Here is a 21791-nt window from a genome sequence, read left to right on the forward strand (position 1 = left end):
CCGCAATAAACCTTACCAATTTCAGCACCGTAAAAAGCTGAAAAATGTTAAAATTGCCCAGTTTTTGTCTACTTCATCTCAATCAGCTTTGTTCTTGTCCAAAGGAAGCACACTAATGAGCCAGTCCCTGAGTTATCGTGATGCCGGTGTTGATATTAACGCTGGCGATTCGCTGGTCGAAAAGATTAAGCCATTTGCTAAACGCACCATGCGCCCCGAAGTATTAGGCGATCTGGGCGGCTTTGGCGCACTGGTCGAAATCAGCCAGAAATACCGCCAGCCAGTACTGGTATCCGGTACTGATGGCGTAGGCACCAAACTAAAACTGGCTTTTGAATGGGATCAACACGATACCGTCGGCATCGATCTGGTGGCCATGAGCGTCAATGACATTCTGGTACAGGGAGCGGAACCACTGTTTTTTCTGGACTACTTTGCCTGTGGCAAACTGGATGTTGAATGTGCAGCAACAGTGATTAAAGGCATTGCTGCCGGTTGTGAACAATCAGGATGCGCCCTGATTGGCGGTGAAACCGCCGAAATGCCCGGCATGTACCCAGATGGCGAATATGATTTGGCCGGCTTTGCCGTAGGCGTAGTTGAAAAAGAACAGGTCATCAACGGACGCAGTATTGTAGCCGGTGATATTGTACTGGGACTCGCCTCTAATGGTATTCATTCCAACGGCTATTCATTAGTGCGCAAAATTATTGAGCGTGCCCAACCTGAACTGGACGCAGAATTCGAAAATGGCAAAACCCTGCGGCAGGCCATCATCGCCCCTACCCGTTTATACGTTAAGCCCGTTCTGGCTGCATTAAAACAGTTTACCATCAAGGGTATGGCACACATTACCGGTGGGGGCATCAGCGAAAACGTCCCCCGTATCCTGCCAGATAACACCGTTGCCACAATAGACGCACAGTCTTGGCCACTGCCAAAACTTTTCCAGTGGCTACAACAGGCCGGACAAGTAGATATACAGGAAATGTATCGTACCTTTAATTGCGGTATCGGCATGGTAGTGATTGTAGATGCCGCAGACGCTGTTGCGGTACAGCACTTTCTACAGCAGCAGGGCGAAACTGTTTACCAGATTGGCACCATTCGTACACGTCAGGGTGATGAACATCAAACGCAAATAGCATAAAAAATTACATCTACAGAATATAAAACAAAAGCCCAGTATCAGCTTCCGCAAATTTCTGGGCTTTTATCAGATTAATCTGGTCAGGTAATACTGATAACTAATTAACTTTGTAGTGAAAAGCACTTTCGTCTGTCGCAAGCAAAACTACTCTCCTTAGGAAGCTTTTCCATAGACAAGTTATATAAAATCTTACTTCTTTATTAAGACTTCAAGGATTATTAAATGATTCAGATAAATCAGAATGGTGCCTAAACAAACTAATCATTCCTGTGCAAACAACGATACAATATTAAAGAATAAATAATTTTTTACAACCATCATAATAGATAACCCAAACACATGACACTAAAAATTTAAATCATTGATTCTGTAATAATTCATTTAAATCTTCAAAGCTTAATTTAACTTTATCTGTGCTATCTTTGCGCCATTTTAGAGCTTTTCCCTTAATTCTACTTTTAATTTCTTTGGTTAATTCGAATGCTTCTCCAGATATATTTTTTAAAAAATCAATAAGATAAAAATTACCTTTTGATTTATCGACGACAATTTTCTGGCAACAAAAACTTGATTTTATTCCTTCGTTCATTCATACATAAAATAATCTCAATTTCTCTATAGTCTTTCTCATACTTACGCTTAATCTTAAAACATTCATGCTTATCAAAATTCAGTTGCTCACAAGAATTTTCTTTTCCAACTTTCGCTTCAATATATTTCATCGCCTCCTCATCCATATAACTATCCCAAATTAAAATTGCCAATTCAGGTGGAATTTCTTTTTTTAAATAATCTTCCAAACTTGAATCTATACAATTTGAATTTAACCAAATTCTGGATTTTGAATGTTTTTTCTATATTTTTTAGTTCATTATTAAAATTTTCATTCTTACAATCGAATACTTTATCTAAAGCTTTTACTTCAGCACTTTCTTTTAAATAGTCTAAATACAACTCTTTATTCTTTATGTAAAGGCACATATCTTGAATAAATTTCAGCCCTTTTTGAGTAAAATTGACGCTCCCTATAACAGTAATATCTGGCTTTATCATATAAAGCTTCCAATGAACGCTATCGTCATATCTGAAATCAATATAAAATTTAAAATTATTATTCTCCTCAGCCTCTTCAATGCAAAAATCTATCAAATCAATAGAAGAAAAGGCATTGATCGTACCCATAATAAGTTTAACCTGATTATGTTGGGCAAGTAATTATTTTATATCAGATTCATTTCCACTTATAAAAGCACAAACAATAGTAAATTTTTTATTATAACTTTGTAGTAAAATTTCACGCAGACAATCTTCTCTCAAAATTTTCATATTTATCTTCTAATTTAATATTCAGATGCTTAATATGCTAACTAGAGTACATAATTATTTACAACAACTTTTTTGTTGATTAATCTTAAGCCAAATCACTTATTCTTATTATTATTTAGCCAGTATTGTTATAGGCTTTATCCAACAAGTGCTGTATTTAGACAAAATAAAAAGCTTACTACACAAAAGATAATGTATCAATAAGCTATATTTGTATAAAAACATAATATTAACAAGGATCTCTGTATTCTATTTTATCGATAATAACTTTAATTATCAATTAAAATAACAGGGAAAGTGAAGAAAAATGGCTATTAATTATAACCGCAGCTACTTTCATGGTTAGCAGTACACAAGTCACAGACTGTTTGCCCTGCTCAAGAAAAAAGCGGTATTTCTTATTGTGCGGGTATAGAACCTGTTTGCAAGATGGAAGTCTCATCGCTTCCAAGCTTATTTGTAAGGTACAAATTAAAAAAGGCATAATCATCATGGTTATGCCTTTTTTTATTAACTGGATAAAGTACAATGATAAAATTTTAATCTAAATACCTTATATCTAGTACAAAATCTATCCAGAAAATTAAGCAGTCTGTTTCGGGGTTGCCTATTGCATTGGCATGATATTAGTTAGTACCTGATGAAGTATTTAAGTACTGAGAATTATTAACCATTCGGCCAAATCATACAGGCAGGTTAGTCCACTTTTGATTTTATATTTTTGTTATCCATACCTGAACGATAACCCAACCAATAACAAGGCCAATGGGTTCCAGCTCCGATATTATTGACTATTAATGCGACAAGAACCAACAGAACTGAACCTATTAGTACGGGTGTTATCAAGAATGAATAATCAGTGATTCCTGACATCATGATAAGAATGGGATTAGCACCCGCTGGGGCATGGACTACACGTAAAAATTGCATTAAAGCAATGGCTATGCCAACCGCTAATGCTATGGATAGTACTCCATTACCAAATAAATTGATGAACAAAATCCCTACTAAAGCGGAGATAAAATGCCCGCCGATAACACTTCTTGGCTGGGCTAATGGTGCTTTAGGTACGGCAAATAATAATACACATGTTGCACCAAATGGAGCCATGATTGCTAAAGTACCGCTCCAGTAAGTTATCAGGAGTAACACGAAAATTCCCAAAGTACCACCAGTAAAACCTCTCAATATCGCTACTGCATTAGGTCTGGGCTGCATGGCCTCTCCCCCTTTAATTTTTGCTAACATGAATTCCTCCTGTAATAAATAAGTAAACATAATTGTTCAAATAAATACAATAAGTAAACAACATCGTTTACTTATTGTATTTTTAAAACCATATATGGTCAAATAATATTTATAATTAACCAAAATAGTATTATTGTGATAAAATTAAAAAATATGCTAAAAAGTAAAAATAATGAAATCTGAAATTATTGATAAGATACTTACTGCTGCTGAATCACTATTTAATGAATTTGGTTACTGCGCTGTTAGTCTGGAACTGGTTGCAGAACATGCAGGAGTATCAAAACGAACGTTATATAAATATTTCGGTGACAAAAATGGGCTGGTGAGTAAAGTATTACTTAGGAGGAATGCTTTTTTTAAAAAGTCACTTACAGATGTGATTGCGGTATTTTCGGAGAAAAAAGATAAAATTAATGCGCTTATTTCATGGCATATCAGGTGGTTTAATGATGACGACTATCGCGGTTGCATGTTTGTGCGTGCTCAGGCTGAATATGGCAATAGGAGTGAAGAAATATGCTCTATTGTTAGAGAACACAAACAATGGATGCAGGCTTCTATTGCTCAATGGCTGGGTGCAACCGCAGCATCTGAGCAGGCGGCTTGCCTGATTATGTTAATACTTGAAGGTATGATCGCCTACACATCAGTTTTTGGTGTTAAGGAACATGATTTTGAACGAGAAAAGATATATATATATGATATAGTTGACGCTATTGGTAACGCTAATGCATAAAATCCTGAATAGCCGTTTATCTGTCTAATCGTCAATTTTGTGGAGATGTGATTTTAAATCAGCAATGGGTGTGTTCTGCACATTTTGAAATCAGCTGATAGTACGCTTTTCTAGTTTTATATTGGCGAGCCTATTTTTAGCTGTTGGCTATATTGTTTCATGGGTGTGCTTGCCAATATAAGATTCTGAACAGGTAAATTCTGATTCACCCTGAACAACTCTTGTAAAATAAATACATTAATATTTAATTGCTTATATTTTAATTAAGCATTCAGGGTAGGAATATTTTTTATTATTCAGCCAGTAACGCTGGAAACAGCCGCTCAATCCACTGGCGCAGCAAAATCAGTTTGCCATGAAAAAAATGGCCGGAGCCGGGCACAACCAGTACAGGTAAATCCTGCGCCTCTGCCCAGTTCATGCTGTTTTGCAATGGTACAACTTCGTCTTTTTCACCGTGAATCAGCAAGGTAGTGGCTGGATTGTAGGCATTGGGCGCATCAACAGGATACATGCCGATTGCCGGCCCCATCAGCAGTAAAGCATCCGGACGGGCAGTTAAGGCGCTGAATAAGGCAACATAGCCGCCAAAGGAAAAGCCGGACAACACCAGTTTGTTCACTTCTGGATGCTGGGAACGGGCAAAATCAACTACAGCAAGGCAGTCTGCTACTTCACCGCGGCCATAATCATGCTCGCCGTCGCTGTTGCCCACACCGCGCAGATTGGGCAGATAACAGTGAAAGCCCAGAGTGGTCAGCGCTTTGGCAGCAGTCTGTACGACTTTGTTGGTATTCAGTCCGCCCTGTAATGGGTTAGGATGATTAATCACGGCCACACCACGGGCGGTGCCCTGTGCCGGTAAATATATGGTTTCCAGCCGTCCTGCCGGCCCGTTAATCCAGATGTTGGGTTGTTGCTTTAGCATCGGGTTTACTCACTACTTTCGGGTTTATCCATTAATAAACGGGTAACGACTCGGTCATTAGCCAGTTCTTCATCAAGAATTTCCTGTAAATCACTTTCGTCTACATAGGTATACCAGCGACCTTGCGGATACAGTACCATAACTGGCCCTTCATCACAGCGTCCGAGGCAGCCGGCACTGCTGATGCGCAGTTTACCTACGCCCATCAGTCCCATTGCTTTGGCATGGCCTTTGAGGTAATCGACTGCATCGGCACCGACGTTATTGTCACCGCAGCTCTGGCGGCAAGGGTTATCACGGCGATTGGTGCAGACAAACAGATGTTTGGCATAATAACTCACGGGTTTTCCTTTATTCTTTCTGCCTGTTTACGCTGACAGGGCGAGTTGCCGCGCCAGCGTGAGGTTATTTAATCATTAAATGACAGCGGACGATTGCTGTGTACCTGCTGAGCTTTTATGGCAGCCAGCATGGCGGGTAAGTCCAGATTAAACTGGCTGGCGCGTTGCCCGGCACGTTTTTTCAGCTTATCCCAGTCGCGCAGTGTTGGCTGCTGCTGAAAGGCCAGTACGGCAATATTGCCATGAGTTTCTGCCGGCACCATCAACACTCGGTTGTCAAATACTTCGCGCAGACGGCGTACAAAGGTTTGAAAACGTTTGTCACCCTGCCACCAGTTGGTGACAAAAATGCCTTGTTCACTGAGTGCCTGACGGCAATCAGCAAAAAATGGTTCCGCTACCAGACTGTCTATAATCTGCTCACCATCAAAGCCATCTACCAGAATGATGTCGGTATTGCCGCGTAATACTTTGATGTATTCGGCACCGTCGTCTTCGATAATTTCGAATTTTTCACCTTCAAACGGCAATTCAAACATGCTGCGCGCAATGCTGATGACCTGCGGATTGATATCAACAGCAGTTTGGCGGGTATCAGGCAGATAGGCATCAATCCAGCGTGCAAATGAACCACCGCCCAATCCGATCTGGGTAATATGTTGCGGCATATCATCGGCAAACAGCAGCCAAGCCATCATGGCACGGCTGTATGATAGAACCAGCTCGGCCGGATTATCTACATTCATTGAGCTTTGAATGGTAGGGGTACCCAGATGCAAAGAACGGATATTACCTGATTCGGATATGCCCACTTCCGGTAACTCATGGCGGGCAGGTCGTAAACGGCGATAAGGATGTTGTGGCATGGTGGTTTCCATCATCAGATAATATGGTGTTGCTGGTGCCTGTCTGGTAATCGAATATGCGCCCAGCTACGTCTGTTTATCCTCATTAGCTTTAGTCAGCAGAATATCAGTAACCTGCTACTCAAGCTAATATTGGAGGTAAATAAGCCAGTGCTGTCATGCAGGGAGCTACTGGCAAAAACAGTCTCACTGTTCTGAACAGCTTAAATTTAACAGTACGAATAGTGAGGCCTGTTGAGGCATATTATATATGTATGGCAGGATTTATGTTTTATTTAAAGAGCACAAAAATCCTGCTTGTGAATGATGTCTAATATATTGCCACGTTTGTAATGTGTATTTGATAAATTACTGGCTATTTGGGTGGTAAATGAATCAATACGCTGGTTGCTGTCGCTTACGCCGTAATAAGTTTGCACAATTTTATTGTATTCAGCAAAATCGGCCACAGTGAATAGATTCCGATAATGATGTTATTCAAATGAACACGTTACCAGTGGCAGGCGGGATTTACGTTCAGGCATCTGAGCAGGAATGCCTATCTGCATGGCCACCAGAGGAAAAGTCAGTTTGGGCAGTTTTAGTATCTGGATAAGCGGACGGATATCGTTCTGAATACTGCTCAGGTATACACAACCAATTCCATGCTTTCGGCAGCAATTATCACGCTTTGTGTGGCAATTATCGCTTCTTGCACGCCCTGAATAAAAATATCGGTGCTGATGCCAAGCCAAGCTGGTTGCAGATACGATGGTTACGATATAAATCAACCACAAAAACCTGCAAATTACTTTTCGTTCCTACATATTGCTAATGACAGATGCCGCGAATCTGTTCACGTAATTGTAAATCTGTAACACGGATAATAGAACATTGCGGTGAGAAATGCGATGTAGCTGCGTTGCGCGCAATTTCCATCAGGCGTGTATATTGCTCGGTTGTGAATGGCTGGTCTTTGAAATTTCGTACAGTGCGCCGTTATAACAATAATTCTTCTGTTACAGATATATTCATTACTTTTTCTTTAAAAAATGGTCTGTATTCAGTAAATGTCAATGGACTCAATCTGCCTGAATGCAGATAAAAGAATACCAGCGCGAAGCCGGTTAGCACTGGTATGGTTTCAAACAGATACTTATTGCTAAAGCATAATTTGTGCTATCAATTCAGGATTAATAATAAAGTATGCCCGGTATATTGATAATGCCAGTCTGGTTAAGGTGTCATTTCTTAGAAGAAGATCAATAATGAAATCATAAATTCAGAATTGATAGATTAGTTAATAATCTTTGCCTTTATTGATGCTTACTCGCACCAATGGCTTCTAAAAGTTTAATTTCAGATAGGTATTAAAGTTTAGAGCAGTTGTAACTGAACAATCTGCCTGCTGTCCTGACTAAGATGACACGCCTGCAAGTAAATGTAGTGCCTCCTGATATTTAGCCAGTGTTCTGGCAATAATATCGGCCGGTACTTGCGGTGCTGGCGGTTGTTTGTTCCAGCCGGATGCCACCAGCCAGTCTCGGATAAACTGTTTGTCAAATGAAGGTGAATTGGTACCAACCTGATAGTTATCTACTGACCAGAAACGACTGGAATCCGGAGTAAGCACTTCATCCATTAAGGTTAAAGTACCATTCTCATCCAAGCCGAATTCGAATTTGGTATCAGCAATAATGATGCCTTTACTGCGGGCATAAGTAGCCGCTTCGGTATACAGCTCAATGGCTTTGGCGCTTACCTGTCTGGTGAGTTCTTCTCCCAGCAGTGCGGTGCATTGTGCCAGACTGATGTTTTCATCATGGTCACCCACGGCAGCTTTGCTGGACGGGGTAAAAATCACTTCCGGCAACTGCTCGGCTTCACGCAGACCGGCCGGTAACTGAATCCCACAGACAGCACCTGTAGACTGATAATCACGCCAGCCACTGCCAGAAAGATAACCGCGGACGATGGCTTCGATTTTCAGTGGCGTCAATTTCTTCACTACTACCGCGCGTTTGGCAATTTTATCTGCCTGCTGGCTTGGAAGCACATCGTACACTGTTTCGCCAGTAAAATGGTTAGGCATGATATGTTGCAGTTTTTTAAACCAGAAGTTGGATATCTGGGTAAGAATTTCACCTTTTCCTGTTATAGGTTCAGGTAAAATTACATCAAAAGCTGATAAGCGATCAGTGGCTACCATCAGCATGCGCTGCTCGTCAATTGCATACAGATCGCGTACTTTACCCGAATATATTTTCTTTAGTGCCAGCTCACTCATTATCCATTCCCATCAAAACGGTTAATTGCTAATAGTTCAATATCTGTGCAAAAACATATCCTTGTGCTAAGGTAGTCTTTGTGTAACAGATGTTAGCAGCCAATAATTATTTTAACCGATATTGCACCTAAACTGGCAGTCTGTTTGCTGCACGACTGAGGTTAAGTTAGCTGCTGACTTTGATGTTGTCGATATTTTCACGCCACTTGTTAGGAGAATTGTTATGGCTGATTTTGATTCCCAAAAAAAAGATTTAATGAAAGAAGTACGTTCAGTGCTGGATGAAGTTGAAGATTTATATGAAAACGCCAGTGATAATGGTTCAGATCAGGCCAAGGAGCTGAAAGATCAGCTGCGCAAGAAATTAGGTAATACCAAATCCAAACTGAGCGATCTGGAAAGCACGCTGGCCGATAAAGCCCGTGCTACAGCCGAACGCACAGATGAGCTGGTACGTGAACAACCCTATTACGCTATGGGTATTGCTGCTGCGGCTGGTTTGATTGCCGGCATTATGCTCGGACGCTGTAAGCGCTAAACCTGCCTATACAGGCTACATTCAGGCAATCTGGTAACTATACCGCTTGCCTGAATATGATTCACTCTTTAACGGATACCATTGCATGAGTTTAGGTAATCTTGGCCGCGATTTACGCAAGCTGAAAATCTGGCTGACATACGGTAGTGAGTTATTATGGATTCGTGTACGTATGCTGCGTCTGGATGCCATTGCCCAGCTACAAAGTATTATTACTTTGCTGGTGCTTATCATGCTGGCCGGATTAATGTTTTTTCTGGGTTTTATCAGTCTGTTGTTCGGTCTGAATACCCTGCTCACACCACAGGCCAAAATATGGGTGTTTTTTGGCATCGCCATATTGTTTCTGCTGTTAATCCTGCTTATGTCTATTGCGATTATTAAGTTACTACGCAAACAAAGTCAGTTTATGACTGAAACACTGGCCGCCATAAATGAAGACATCAATTATCTCAAACATACCAGTGATACCAAAGGTAATGGAGAACATTGAATATGAGTAAATTCAGTAAGCTGAATATAGCCCAGCAACGCGAACTGCTAGACCTACAGGCACAAGGTGCACGATTAAAATTACTAGCTGAACAACTTAAAAATGGTCACAATCCTACCAAGTCAAACCTGTGGCAGCGTTCATTGAATATCGTGGACAAAATTCCGGCCGGTGGTTTGGCACTGAAGCTGGCCAGTAAACCAAAACGCTGGCGTAATAAAATACTGGTAGGTGCGTTGTTGACTGCGGCCACGCTGATGGCCAATAAAATCAATCAGTCTATACGCAATCGGTCTTAAGTTGATAAAAAATATGATGAATGGTGGCAGATATGTAATTTGTCGCATTCGAAAACAAAAGCCTGTTACGACCAGTAACAGGCTTTTGTTTACTGTAAACAGATTGAAAATTAAACACCACGCAATAATTCATTCACGCTGGTTTTGGCGCGGGTTTTGGCATCCACTTTTTTCACAATCACAGCACAGTACAGGCTATGGCTGCCGTCTTTGGCCGGCAGGCTGCCAGACACGACCACAGAACCGGCAGGCACGCGACCATAAGTAATTTCACCGCTTTCGCGATCATAGATTTTAGTGGACTGGCTAATAAAAACACCCATAGAAATCACACTGCCCTCTTCGACAACTACCCCTTCAACGATTTCAGAACGGGCACCGATAAAACAGTTGTCTTCAATAATGGTGGGGGAAGCTTGCAAAGGTTCCAGTACGCCACCAATTCCCACGCCGCCACTGAGGTGAACATGTTTGCCAATCTGAGCACAGGAACCTACAGTTGCCCATGTATCTACCATGGTGCCTTCATCAACAAACGCACCAATGTTTACAAATGAAGGCATCAGCACCACGTTCTTACCGATATGGCTGCCGGCACGTACTACCGCACCCGGCACGGCACGAAAACCGGCTTGTTGAAAATCTGCCGCGCCCCAGCCAGCAAATTTGGTGGGCACTTTGTCAAAATAGCGGTTTACAGCATCATCGGTAACCACATTGTCACTGATACGGAATGACAGTAACACTGCTTTTTTCGCCCATTCATTTACCTGCCATTGATTGCCCTGTTTTTCAGCCACGCGCAGGCGACCACTATCCAGTTGTTGCAAAGTTTCTGCTACTGCTTCTTTTACTTCCGCAGTAACAGAAGCCGGGGTAATTTCGGCACGATTTTCAAAAGCAGTTTCAATTACTTGTTGTAAAGACATAAAGTATTCCTATAATCATTGAATCAGGTCAAAGTTGTTGCCGGATAAGGGGACGACACCATTGTCGGCCAGTATCTGTGGTTTAACCGGCTGTAGTAGTGGCTGTGCATTAAACTGACGCAGACAGGCAATAAAATCAGTAAATGGAATTTCCCGTGCACCAAAACTGGCCAAATGACTGGTATACACCTGACAGTCAATCAGCGGCACACCTTGCTGCTGCAAATAACGTACTGCATGTACAAAAGCAATTTTAGAAGCATCGCTAGCATGGGCAAACATGGATTCTCCATAAAATATCTGCCCGAGCAGCACGCCATACAAACCACCGGCCAGAAAGACCTGCCCGTCTGCATTCTGATACCAGCATTCAAACGAACATGCATGATGCTGTTGGTGCAGTGCGTAATACGCCTGCTGCATTTGCGGCACCAGCCAAGTGCCGTTCTGGCCATTACGTGGCGTTTGCGCACAATTGGCAATTACCTGCCTGAAAGCAAAATTCATCGTTACCGCGTAGGGTTTATTGCGCAGATTTTTCGCCAGTGAACGGCTGATTTTCAATTCGGTTGGAAATAGCACCATCCGCTGTGCAAATGCCCACCACATGATTGGTTCATCAGGCGCATACCATGGAAAAATACCTTGCCGGTACGCAGCCAGTATTCGTGCCGGATTTAAATCGCCACCAATGGCTACCAGCCCGTTACGCTGACGTTGTGCAGCTACAATATCAGGGAAATCCAGACTTTCACTGTCTAGCACCGGAATACATGACGGGTATTCAGGCTCGCTCATGCCTATATTTCCTGCCCGTTACTTACAGATATTTATTATCAAGTGGCTGACATTCACTACACACACCATACATATACAATGCATGGTCAACAATGCGGTAGCCGTTATCGTCGGCAATTTTCTTTTGCAGCTGTTCAATCTCTTCACTGCAAAACTCAGTTACTTTACCGCATTTAATACACACTAAGTGGTCATGATGGCCGCCGCGATTCAGTTCGTATACCGCCTTGCCAGTTTCAAAATGATGGCGCAGCAGAATATTAGCTTGTTCAAACTGAGTAAGCACCCGGTAAATGGTAGCCACACCGATTTCCACGCCCTCATCCAGCAAGCGGCGGTACACATCTTCTGCACTCATGTGCAATTCAGGCTGAGCTTCAAATAGCTCCAGAATCTTCAGTCTGGGGCCAGTCACCTTTAAACCGTTATCTTTCAATTGAGCTACATTGTTATTCATGACGCTTATTTCACCACGATCTGATAATACTCGCTATAATACGCACTTTTAAAGCAATTGCCCACTGGGTGTCATACAATGTCGCCATCGCCATTGCTAACTGTTTCGTCCCGGCTCCGAGGTATCAGCATGAAAAAAATATACTGCCTGCTGGCAGTGGCTGTTCTTGGCCTGAGTGCCTGCTCTACAGCCAAACTGGCACAAATTCCGTCGTACAAACTGAAAATTATTCAGGGAAATGAACTTGATCAGAAGGTAGTGAACTCATTGCAGCCCGGCATGAGCCGTGAGCAGGTACAAATGCTGCTTGGCACACCATTACTGCGCGATCCGTTTCATGCCAATCGCTGGGATTATCTGTTTGTGATTTCCCGCGCCAGCCAAATTCAGGAAGAAAGAAAACTGACACTTTACTTTGATGCTAATGGCAAGCTGATTCATGCCGAAGGGGATGCCATCACTGCCCAACCACAGCCAGTATCTACTGCTGTGCCTGAAAAAACGGAGTAATCATATGTCTGCATCCCGCTTGAGAGTAGCTGTTGCCGGTGCCAATGGCCGCATGGGCAGAGCCCTGATTCAAAGTATCAGCCAGCGGCAAGATTGTGTATTAAGTGGTGCACTGACACACAAAGCCTCACCGGCTATCGGTATGGATGCCGGTTTTGCTATCGGACTGGAACTTGGCGTGAGCATTTGTCACGACCCCGAAAAAGTACTGGACAATACCGATGTACTGATTGATTTCAGCAAACCGGAATCCACACTTAGTAATCTGGCTATTTGCGAACGTCTTGGTGTTAAAGACGTTATCGGCACTACCGGTTTTGATGACGCAGGTAAACAACGCATAGCCGAGGCAGCGCAGAAAACAGCTATTGTATTTGCGCCCAATTTCAGCGTGGGTGTAAACCTGACCTTTGCCTTGCTTAATACCGCAGCTCGCGTGTTAAATGAGGGCTATGATATTGAAATCATTGAAGCGCATCACCGTCACAAAGTAGATGCCCCTTCCGGCACTGCATTGCGTATGGGTGAAGTCATTGCCGATGCCCTTGGCCGTGACCTGAAAACCTGTGCGGTTTATGGCCGCGAAGGCCACACCGGCGCGCGCGACCCGCAAACCATCGGCTTTGCCACCATTCGTGCTGGTGATATTGTTGGCGACCACACTGCCCTGTTTGCTACAGACGGCGAACGTGTGGAAATCAGTCATAAAGCTTCCAGCCGTGCCACTTTTGCCAATGGAGCTGTCCGTGCAGCAGTATGGCTGCGCCAGCATCAGCAAGGGCTATTTGATATGCAGGATGTACTTGGCCTGAAGTAAGCATAGCAAAAAATTGTTGTCACAAGACCAGTCATTAATCCGGCTAGCCTTGTATGCTTGTTTTATCCATATATATACACCGCAACTAATCAACTTTAACCAAAAAACCTTTCAGTTGATTTATTTCCCAGCAACAATTTGATATAGCAGATACTAACAGGCCATTATCTTTGATAATGGCCTGAAAAACTTTGTGATATCAGGCAGCCATCGCCATGCATTTATCTGCACAGGCATTGCAGGCTTCAGCGCAGCGCTGGCAGTGATCCATATCAAAGCGGCCACATTCCTGCGCACAAGCACGGCACACCTGTGCACATAGCTGACATACCTGTACGACAAAATCACTGTTCTTACACATAAAATTAACTGCAAGTGCACACATTTCAGCACATTGCAGATCCAGACTGATGCATTTAGCCATCATTTTGACATCATCTTCTTGCAGACAGGCTGTTGAGCAATACTGACACAAGGCTATACAACAATTACATGCTTCTACACATTCCTTAAATTTAAGTGCATCCATGATTCGCATCCTTTTTAACAATATTTTGATTTAACAAGATAAATCAAAATCAGTCTATAAAACGATAGCGCATAATGCAATCCAGTTATAAGTAAATAAATTTATGATTTAGATAGGTTAATTTAATTTGTAGTGGCAAATAATCAATATTAGCCAAATACACAATATTAACTGTTTGTTACTGTAAACTGGCCAGTGAAAAGCTCAGCAATAATTATAAGATTGTGGGTCTGAATGATTATTTTTCTACTAGAGAATGATTTGTCTTATAAGCCTGCCCTGTAATCATATAGATTGAATAGTTAACAAATACAGTTTCGCTACAAAGTAAACAGCAGGCAGCCTAGACACATATGATGCTACACATGGCATACAAGAGACTATTTAATACAATTTATACACAGCATTTTAACAACTGCGCTGATATACATATCACCATTGTTTTCAGCCATAATAATAGTCGTTTTGCTGCCAGCATTTTATTTATCTGAGGCCATTGTCTGGATGACAGCGACAATCCTCTGATTTAGCTATCCACGCTTACAATAATGATGTTAATTAGCAGCATATTGAAAATCAAATGAACACCCCCATTTCAATATCCTGATATTTAAAGGAATTTATTATGGCTAGTGGATGGGCTTCAGATGATGCTGTGAATCAACAGATAGAGAGTACGATTGCAGATGCCCTTAATCATGTACGCCAGCAAATGGATCTGGCGGCTGAAAGTGCAGAATTCTGTGAAGAATGTGGAGAGGAAATTCCATTGGCACGCCGGCAGGCAATTCAAGGTGTACGGTTTTGTGTTAGCTGCCAGACAGAACGCGATAAGGAAAGGCAGAAAACATTCAGTTTATACAACCGGCGTGGCAGTAAGGATAGTCAGTTGCGCTAGAGCAATCGATTTAGCTTATCCGATACTGATTGAATGGCTCGCACTGTATCTGGATTAACCTAATTTCCAGTAAATTCCAGATGGATATGAAAATCAGTTATATCAGCGATGCTTCATATGCCACTTAGCCTATTAGTTCTATTTGTAGCCGATTACAACCATAGGCTTGATTAACACTCATTTGTCTGAGCTGCCTCTTTAAATAAACATGCAGTTGTGTGCATATACCCGTTTTCAGTTATCGTTACAAGCCATACGGTTTCAGGAATAATAATTAAGATTGCTATTAAGCTGTTTAACAGACACTATCTCAATTTGATTAGTCGTTTCAGATTCAGTAAGGACGATACATTCAGCCATTGATATGGTTTTTCCTGTAGACCTAGTGGTCAAATCAGATTTTGCGACCAAACCATTCAACTTTGCCTATAATTTCAAAATCCTGTTCAGTATTAGCTAAATCAACAGTAAATGGTTCATAAACACTATTAGCTGATGTTACCAGAAGTTGATTATTTGGTTTTAGCTGAGTGCGCTTCACCAAAATATTCTTCCCGATCCGTAATACATACAAGCCATCGCCACCAGCTTTTTTAGCGTGATTAATCAGCACATGATCGCCATCGTTGAGTACACCGGTCATGCTGTCATCTTTAATAATTAGGGTACTGAGTTTTTGCGGATCAACATTCAGATAATTTTCCAGCCAGTTGCGGTTGAAAGCGGTGGTACATATTGCTTTATTTTCTGTAGCATCCAGATCATTCATATTCTCGGTTAAGTATACCGGAACAAATACATAATCGCTGGCACAGACTGTATGAAGATGACTGCCATAACCACATTCGGCCTCACCGATAACGTTATTTCTTATCAGTGGATTAGCCAGTTCTGCATAAAAATCTGTCAGCCCGTTTACGCCTTGCTGTTCAAATTTTGGTCCTCTACCTGTTGCCAGCCATTTTATTTCTACTTGGGCAACACGAGCTATTTTGATCAGATTAGTGGTACTGGGTTCAGCTCCCTCTTTAACCCATTTTGATGCTGTCGGATAAGCTACCTCTACTCTTCTGGATAACTCAGAAACACTGCCGAGTATATCCACTACTTCTTGCATTCTTGAGGCAAAGCCAACATTAAAATTTTCCATATTTGAATTACCTTCAAATAAAAATAACTAAGGTTTGATTTAAAATTTATTATTAAACAATCATTTACAACTTAAAGATTAATAAAATGCAACACTGACCTGCATAAAATTAAATCAAACCTTGCAAAATATAACTTTTGCGATATAATTTACATGTATATATATTAGGAGTAGCAATTCAACACATTAAACAGATTCCAAGCTAACTTTATAAAATTAAGTTAAAGATTCTATTTAAACTTACAGGTATAGTATTAAATGTTAGGACTATACTACTCCCGCCTGTTTTGGTATTTTCGATCGGACAAACGTTGATGATACCATGTCGTCATGTACATGAAAATGCATGGACATGAGTTAATTTGCGTCTAAATTACTACATACACAATCAGGTAATTGCAACTTAGCCTGTTGCATTACAATCCTTGCTTGGATTTATTTTGTCTTCTGAGAAAACTGCAAGCTATTATATGTTAATTTATCGTTATTTTTACATAAAATAAACATTAATAACTTCAAAATTAGATTTTAATATTTCATCGCTTATTTAATATTTACATAAGACCATTTTTCAATCTTTTCAACAATATCTTTTAATATCAGTATTTTATTATTATTCTTTAATAGAAATTTAATTTATATAATAAACCTTAAATTTGGCTATATAGATTAATCTAGAATTGCATGTTGCATTTCACTAATCTTTATTAAAATTTTATATTATCTCAATACCAACAACATATTATGTAATCTAGGCTTAAGTTTTAGTTTTAATGTTTATACAAACATTTCTAGGTACAGGTACATTTATATAATATTTATCTAAAACCATTTCTTATGAATGAATTATAAACAATCTGGATTCATTCTGATAAAACCAATACATAACATATTGTTTTTTTTTAATTTAAATTAATAAATATACAACATACTGTTTTATCAGTTAAAACAGATAATACTTTCAGCTATGAAAAATACTTGAAAGACTAAAAACGGTTTGCCCTGTTGCAGATTGGTTCAATTCCAACAAATTATCCGTATTACAAAACAAATACAGCCAGTGATACTCACTGGCTGCAAATGCTGATAACTGTTTTATGGCAGACGTTGCCAGCTGCCAGACTGGCCACCTTCTTTATGTTGCAGACAAATATCACTAATGATCATACTGCGATCTACGGCCTTGAGCATATCGTATATAGTCAGCAAACCGATGCTGGCTGCGGTTAAGGCTTCCATTTCCACGCCAGTTTGACCGGTGTTTTCGGTTTGTACACAGATGCTTATCGTGCGCTTTTCGTCATCAAGACTAAAATCCACTTTGACTCTGGTTAGGGCGATGGGGTGACACAGCGGAATTAAATTACTGGTTTGTTTAGCTGCCTGTATGGCTGCAATTCGGGCTACACCAAGCACATCGCCTTTTTTACTGTCTGCGCTAAGTATTTTGCTATAGGCGTTGTCATTGACACTAATCATACCGCTTGCAACAGCGATGCGTTTACTGTGTGGCTTGGCGCCTACGTCTACCATATGCGCTTCGCCACGGCTATTAAAATGGGTTAACTCGTCTGAATTCATCTTGCTTCACTGACAGCTTAAAAGGTCTATATTACAATAATTGTCTTTTTGCTGCTGGGTATACTCTGAATATGAACACATTGCCTTTATTAAAAATCGGTCTGGTTTCCATTAGTGACCGTGCCTCAACCGGTATCTACGCTGATCAGGGTTTGCCGGAATTAAAAAAATGGTTGCAGCGAGCGGTATTGAATCCATTGGAGCTGGTTGAACAGCTGATACCAGACGAGCAGGCACTGATTGAATCAACGCTGATTCGGCTGGCCGATGATGAGTTGTGCCCACTGATTCTGACTACGGGCGGCACTGGCCCCTATCTGCGCGATGTCACACCAGAAGCAACACTGGCCGTGGCCGACCGGGTGATTCCCGGCTTTGGTGAACTGATGCGGCAGATTAGTTTACACTTTACGCCTACAGCTATTCTGTCACGTCAGGTAGGTGTATTGCGTGGTAACAGTCTGATTCTGAATTTACCCGGTAAACCATCAGCAATTGCCGAAACATTAGGCGGAGTAAAAGATGAGCAAGGTAAAACACTGATTCCGGGGATCTTTGCTTCGATACCCATTGCGGTAGATGCCGTTGGTGGCCCGCTGATTCAGACTGATGCAGATTTCTGCCCGGTAGTGTTGCCCAAGCGCTGATTTTCAATTAACCATCTGATGTTTTTTGGTGTATTAGCGCATTATAGTGGTTATGTTGGCTGCTAAAGCTGTGATTGTACTGTAGCCGCTACGGATAATCTTTTTAGCAATAAAAAACAGTCTGGAAAGTTTCCAGACTGTTTTTTTAACTACTGCTTAGATATTCTTATCCACTTCGTCCAGTGTTGCTTTGGCATCACCAAAACACATTTTGACATTTTCTTCATAAAATAGTGGGTTATCAACACCTGCATAACCAGACTGCATAGAACGCTTGAAAACAATTACATTTTTGGCTTCCCAGACATGCAATACCGGCATACCGGCAATGGGACTGCCCGGATCGGTAACGGCTGCCGGATTAACAGTATCATTAGCTCCAATCACCAATACCACGTCGGTATCGCTGAAATCATCATTGATTTCGTCCATTTCCAGTACCACATCATAGGGTACTTTGGCTTCAGCCAACAGTACGTTCATGTGTCCGGGCAATCGACCAGCTACCGGATGAATGCCAAAGCGTACATTCACACCCTGCTGGCGCAATTTAGCCGTGATACTGGCCACAGCATTCTGAGCATGAGCCACTGCCATGCCATAGCCCGGGGTAATGATGACACTATGCGCATTTTTCAGTGTTTCAGCCACCTGTTCCGGCTTGGTCTCCTGCACCTCACCGGCAGGGGTATTGTCGCCACTGGCCGCTACGGGTGCTGCACCAAAGCCACCGCCAATCACTGCCAGAAACTTGCGGTTCATGGCCTGACACATGATATACGACAGAATAGCACCAGAAGAACCCACCAGTGCACCGGTAACAATCAGTAAATCATTGTCGAGCATAAAACCGGCAGCGGCAGCAGCCCAGCCGGAATAGGAATTGAGCATGGAAATCACGACCGGCATATCTGCTCCGCCAATCGAGGCTACCAGATGATAACCAAAGGCCAGCGCTATCAGAGTCATCACAATCAGCGCAAAGCTGGAGCCACCAACTCCTACAAACCACAGCATCAGCAAAAAAGATAATACTAGCGCAGCCAGATTAAGCAGATGTCGGTGTGGCAGTTGTAAGGGGCTGCTGGCAATTTTGCCATTTAGTTTACCCCATGCCACCAGAGAACCGCTGAATGTTACCGCACCGATAAATACACCCAGAAAAACTTCAATCAGATGAATGGTGAACATATCTGAATCTACATCGTGCGGGTCGATATAGCTATTAAAGCCCACCAATACAGCAGCCAGACCGACAAAGCTGTGCAGCATGGCAATCAGCTCCGGCATCTGAGTCATCTCTACTTTTTTAGCCTGTTGCAGGCCAACTGCACCGCCTATCACCATGGCGATAATCACCCAGCCCAATCCGTGCGCATCTTGGCTGAAAACGGTAGCAATCAGGGCGATGGCCATGCCGGCTATGCCCATATAGCAGCCACGTCTGGCACTTTCCTGCTGCGACAGTCCGGCCAGACTCAGAATAAACAATACGGCAGCAACGATGTAGGCGGCAGTTACGATACCTTGAGACATCCTGTTTCTCCCTTATTTACGAAACATATTGAGCATACGACGGGTAACAGCAAACCCGCCGAAGATATTGACGCTGACAATAGCCACCGCAATAAAGGCCAGTAACGACACAAAGCCATGTCCCTGTCCGATTTGCAGCAATGCACCCAGCACAATGATGCCGGAGATGGCATTGGTTACCGACATTAACGGCGTATGCAGGGCATGGTTAACATTCCATACCACAAAGTAGCCCACTACGCAGGACAGTACAAACACCATAAAATGATTAAGAAAGGCCACCGGAGCCACGGCACCAACCCATAACACCAGAATAACGGCAATAGCTGCCCAGATTAATTTTTTCTTTGCCGTATTCGGCGGTACAGCCGGTGCAGCAGTAGTAGTAGACGCTGCGGCTTTGGGCGCCGCTTTGGGTGTGGCAGATACCTGAATTGGTGGTGGCGGATACATGCTGTTGCCTTCATGGGTTACAGTCATGTTACGGATAATCACGTCTTCAAAGTTCAGCGCTAATTCGCCATCCTGATTAGGCGTGAGTAATTTAGCCAGATTAACCAGATTGGTGCCATAAAGCTGTGAAGACTGACCAGCCAGCCGGTTGGCCATATCGGTATAGCCGATTATTTTCACGCCATTGGCAGTAGTAATGATTTTACCGGGCTCGGTATATTCGCAGTTACCGCCAGTTGCAGCAGCCAGATCAACGATTACCGAACCTTCGTGCATACTGTCTACCATTTCGCGGGTAATCAGTTTTGGAGCTGGTTTGCCCGGAATCGCGGCGGTGGTAATGATGATATCAACTTGTCTGGCCTGTTCGGCAAACAGTTTCATTTCTGCTTCAATGTAGGCAGCACTCATGGTTTTGGCATAGCCATCCCCACTGCTACTTTCTTCTTCCTGATAATCTAAACGCAGGAAATTACCGCCCATAGATTCAATCTGATCGGCCACTTCCGGTCGGGTATCAAAAGCATTGACTACGGCACCAAGCTGGCGCGCAGTGCCAATGGCAGCCAGACCAGCCACGCCAGCACCGATAACCAGCACTTCTGCCGGTGGTACTTTACCGGCAGCAGTAATCTGACCGGTAAAAAAACGGCCAAAATTTTCCGCAGCTTCAATGACGGCGCGATAGCCACTGATATTGGCCATTGAAGACAATGCATCCATCGCCTGCGCACGCGAAATGCGCGGCACCATATCCATCGCCAGCACAGTAATTTTTTTCGCCTGTAACTGTTCAAGCAGTTCTGGCTGCTGTGCCGGCATAATAAAGCTGACCAGAATCGTACCTTCATTCATGGCGGCGATTTCATCCTTATTGGGCGCATTTACCTTAAATATCAGCGGGCACTGCCAGACGGTAGTCGCATCAGCCACTGTTGCACCGGCTTCATGGTACAGTCCGTCAGACAGACTGGCCGCTTTGCCGGCATCATGTTCAATAATAACTTCATGCCCCAATTTAATCAGTTGGGTAACGGTTTTCGGCGTAGCCGCTACTCTGGTTTCACCGGCAAGAGATTCGCGTGGAATACCTATCTTCATGCTTATTCCTTTCCAAGGAAGATGCCGTAAAAAACAATTTTTGACTGAAAGTGATATGCCATCAGACCACTGGCCGCCAAGCCAGCAATATTCTATTACTGTTTTTACAACGGCTGTGGTAGCAAAATACAGCGATAAACCGCAGTGATGGCGTTATTTCACTCTGACTTAAAAAAATTAACAATAACATC

General features: G+C 42.4%; 25 protein-coding genes and 1 pseudogene. 9 read left to right on the top strand and 17 right to left on the bottom strand.

The features are described from left to right. Positions 1-115 precede the first annotated feature (115 nt). Positions 116-1150: a phosphoribosylformylglycinamidine cyclo-ligase gene (purM, locus tag MJ761_RS04620; protein ID WP_093092052.1), complete on the top strand. Its 1035-nt coding sequence runs from the start codon at positions 116-118 to the stop codon at positions 1148-1150. Between the two features lie 358 nt (positions 1151-1508). On the opposite strand, the gene MJ761_RS04625 is transcribed toward purM, so the two are convergent. The 3 genes from MJ761_RS04625 to MJ761_RS04635 form a co-directional block, all read right to left on the bottom strand. After that, the gene (locus tag MJ761_RS04625; RefSeq protein ID WP_093092054.1) at positions 1509-1739 is read right to left on the bottom strand and encodes a hypothetical protein; all 231 of its coding nucleotides are present in this window, start codon (positions 1737-1739) and stop codon (positions 1509-1511) included. Positions 1740-1915: 176 nt separating this feature from the next. Next, positions 1916-2332, bottom strand: a complete 417-nt coding sequence (locus tag MJ761_RS04630; RefSeq protein ID WP_093092056.1) for a phospholipase D-like domain-containing protein — start codon at positions 2330-2332, stop codon at positions 1916-1918. A gap of 840 nt (positions 2333-3172) precedes the next feature. Further along, entirely contained in the window at positions 3173-3724 is a 552-nt protein-coding gene (locus tag MJ761_RS04635) for an HPP family protein (protein WP_093092058.1), read from the bottom strand. A gap of 172 nt (positions 3725-3896) precedes the next feature. On the opposite strand from MJ761_RS04635, the gene MJ761_RS04640 reads away from it, so the two are divergent. Further along, positions 3897-4463: a TetR/AcrR family transcriptional regulator gene (locus tag MJ761_RS04640; RefSeq protein WP_093092061.1), complete on the top strand. Its 567-nt coding sequence runs from the start codon at positions 3897-3899 to the stop codon at positions 4461-4463. Positions 4464-4755: 292 nt separating this feature from the next. Here MJ761_RS04640 and MJ761_RS04645 read toward each other — a convergent pair whose 3' ends face one another. From MJ761_RS04645 to MJ761_RS04665, 6 genes and pseudogenes are all read right to left on the bottom strand, one after another. Continuing rightward, the gene (locus MJ761_RS04645; RefSeq protein ID WP_093092063.1) at positions 4756-5391 is read right to left on the bottom strand and encodes an alpha/beta hydrolase; all 636 of its coding nucleotides are present in this window, start codon (positions 5389-5391) and stop codon (positions 4756-4758) included. A 5-nt stretch (positions 5392-5396) separates the two neighbouring features. After that, positions 5397-5732 (bottom strand): (2Fe-2S) ferredoxin domain-containing protein, encoded by a 336-nt coding sequence (locus MJ761_RS04650; protein ID WP_037407971.1) that lies wholly within the window; start codon positions 5730-5732, stop codon positions 5397-5399. Between the two features lie 68 nt (positions 5733-5800). Next, positions 5801-6598, bottom strand: a complete 798-nt coding sequence (locus tag MJ761_RS04655; RefSeq protein WP_093092265.1) for a polyamine aminopropyltransferase — start codon at positions 6596-6598, stop codon at positions 5801-5803. Positions 6599-7071: 473 nt separating this feature from the next. Continuing rightward, a complete protein-coding gene (locus tag MJ761_RS04660) occupies positions 7072-7368 on the bottom strand; it encodes a nitroreductase family protein (RefSeq protein ID WP_093092066.1) in 297 nt (98 codons plus the stop codon). Positions 7369-7408: 40 nt separating this feature from the next. Further along, positions 7409-7564 (bottom strand): annotated as a pseudogene (locus MJ761_RS10925) (nitroreductase family protein); the annotation flags it as partial. 430 nt (positions 7565-7994) lie between these two features. Beyond that, positions 7995-8864 (bottom strand): phosphoribosylaminoimidazolesuccinocarboxamide synthase, encoded by an 870-nt coding sequence (locus MJ761_RS04665; protein WP_093092070.1) that lies wholly within the window; start codon positions 8862-8864, stop codon positions 7995-7997. Between the two features lie 223 nt (positions 8865-9087). On the opposite strand from MJ761_RS04665, the gene MJ761_RS04670 reads away from it, so the two are divergent. From MJ761_RS04670 to MJ761_RS04680, 3 genes are all read left to right on the top strand, one after another. Then, positions 9088-9402: an ElaB/YgaM/YqjD family protein gene (locus tag MJ761_RS04670; RefSeq protein WP_037407968.1), complete on the top strand. Its 315-nt coding sequence runs from the start codon at positions 9088-9090 to the stop codon at positions 9400-9402. An 85-nt stretch (positions 9403-9487) separates the two neighbouring features. Further along, positions 9488-9895 (top strand): phage holin family protein, encoded by a 408-nt coding sequence (locus MJ761_RS04675; RefSeq protein ID WP_093092072.1) that lies wholly within the window; start codon positions 9488-9490, stop codon positions 9893-9895. A 2-nt stretch (positions 9896-9897) separates the two neighbouring features. Further along, a complete protein-coding gene (locus MJ761_RS04680; protein WP_037407967.1) occupies positions 9898-10194 on the top strand; it encodes a hypothetical protein in 297 nt (98 codons plus the stop codon). Between the two features lie 110 nt (positions 10195-10304). On the opposite strand, the gene dapD is transcribed toward MJ761_RS04680, so the two are convergent. The 3 genes from dapD to fur are packed head-to-tail and all read right to left on the bottom strand — an operon-like array spanning position 10305 to position 12378. After that, on the bottom strand, positions 10305-11123 hold the full coding sequence (dapD, locus tag MJ761_RS04685; protein ID WP_093092074.1) for a 2,3,4,5-tetrahydropyridine-2,6-dicarboxylate N-succinyltransferase: 819 nt from the start codon (positions 11121-11123) through the stop codon (positions 10305-10307). A 15-nt stretch (positions 11124-11138) separates the two neighbouring features. Then, positions 11139-11921, bottom strand: coding sequence for a leucyl/phenylalanyl-tRNA--protein transferase (aat, locus tag MJ761_RS04690; RefSeq protein ID WP_093092076.1), 783 nt, complete (start codon positions 11919-11921; stop codon positions 11139-11141). A 22-nt stretch (positions 11922-11943) separates the two neighbouring features. Continuing rightward, complete coding sequence (fur, locus tag MJ761_RS04695) at positions 11944-12378, bottom strand: ferric iron uptake transcriptional regulator (RefSeq protein ID WP_037407964.1); 435 nt, start codon at positions 12376-12378, stop codon at positions 11944-11946. Between the two features lie 129 nt (positions 12379-12507). On the opposite strand from fur, the gene MJ761_RS04700 reads away from it, so the two are divergent. Together MJ761_RS04700 and dapB are read left to right on the top strand one after the other, a co-directional pair. Continuing rightward, a complete protein-coding gene (locus MJ761_RS04700) occupies positions 12508-12888 on the top strand; it encodes an outer membrane protein assembly factor BamE (protein ID WP_051608261.1) in 381 nt (126 codons plus the stop codon). 4 nt (positions 12889-12892) lie between these two features. Further along, positions 12893-13705, top strand: coding sequence for a 4-hydroxy-tetrahydrodipicolinate reductase (gene dapB / locus MJ761_RS04705; RefSeq protein ID WP_093092078.1), 813 nt, complete (start codon positions 12893-12895; stop codon positions 13703-13705). A 199-nt stretch (positions 13706-13904) separates the two neighbouring features. On the opposite strand, the gene MJ761_RS04710 is transcribed toward dapB, so the two are convergent. Continuing rightward, a complete protein-coding gene (locus tag MJ761_RS04710; RefSeq protein WP_037407962.1) occupies positions 13905-14234 on the bottom strand; it encodes a four-helix bundle copper-binding protein in 330 nt (109 codons plus the stop codon). 625 nt (positions 14235-14859) lie between these two features. Between MJ761_RS04710 and MJ761_RS04715 the strand changes: the two genes are divergently transcribed. Then, entirely contained in the window at positions 14860-15132 is a 273-nt protein-coding gene (locus MJ761_RS04715; RefSeq protein WP_093092080.1) for a DksA/TraR family C4-type zinc finger protein, read from the top strand. A gap of 394 nt (positions 15133-15526) precedes the next feature. Here MJ761_RS04715 and MJ761_RS04720 read toward each other — a convergent pair whose 3' ends face one another. Both MJ761_RS04720 and moaC read right to left on the bottom strand, forming a co-directional pair. Further along, the gene (locus tag MJ761_RS04720) at positions 15527-16282 is read right to left on the bottom strand and encodes an XRE family transcriptional regulator (protein ID WP_093092082.1); all 756 of its coding nucleotides are present in this window, start codon (positions 16280-16282) and stop codon (positions 15527-15529) included. A gap of 1095 nt (positions 16283-17377) precedes the next feature. Continuing rightward, positions 17378-17863: a cyclic pyranopterin monophosphate synthase MoaC gene (gene moaC / locus MJ761_RS04725; protein WP_093092084.1), complete on the bottom strand. Its 486-nt coding sequence runs from the start codon at positions 17861-17863 to the stop codon at positions 17378-17380. A 71-nt stretch (positions 17864-17934) separates the two neighbouring features. On the opposite strand from moaC, the gene mog reads away from it, so the two are divergent. Beyond that, positions 17935-18510 carry a molybdopterin adenylyltransferase gene (gene mog, locus MJ761_RS04730; protein ID WP_093092086.1) on the top strand — a complete coding sequence of 192 codons (576 nt, stop codon included), beginning with the start codon at positions 17935-17937 and terminating at the stop codon, positions 18508-18510. 156 nt (positions 18511-18666) lie between these two features. Here the strand turns inward: mog and pntB are convergent, their stop codons facing one another. Continuing rightward, the gene (gene pntB, locus MJ761_RS04735) at positions 18667-20046 is read right to left on the bottom strand and encodes a Re/Si-specific NAD(P)(+) transhydrogenase subunit beta (protein ID WP_093092088.1); all 1380 of its coding nucleotides are present in this window, start codon (positions 20044-20046) and stop codon (positions 18667-18669) included. Between the two features lie 12 nt (positions 20047-20058). After that, positions 20059-21600 carry a Re/Si-specific NAD(P)(+) transhydrogenase subunit alpha gene (locus MJ761_RS04740; protein WP_093092091.1) on the bottom strand — a complete coding sequence of 514 codons (1542 nt, stop codon included), beginning with the start codon at positions 21598-21600 and terminating at the stop codon, positions 20059-20061. Positions 21601-21791 lie beyond the last annotated feature (191 nt).

The sequence above is a fragment of the Snodgrassella communis genome (genome assembly GCF_914768045.1).
In the GTDB taxonomy this organism is placed as follows: domain Bacteria; phylum Pseudomonadota; class Gammaproteobacteria; order Burkholderiales; family Neisseriaceae; genus Snodgrassella; species Snodgrassella communis.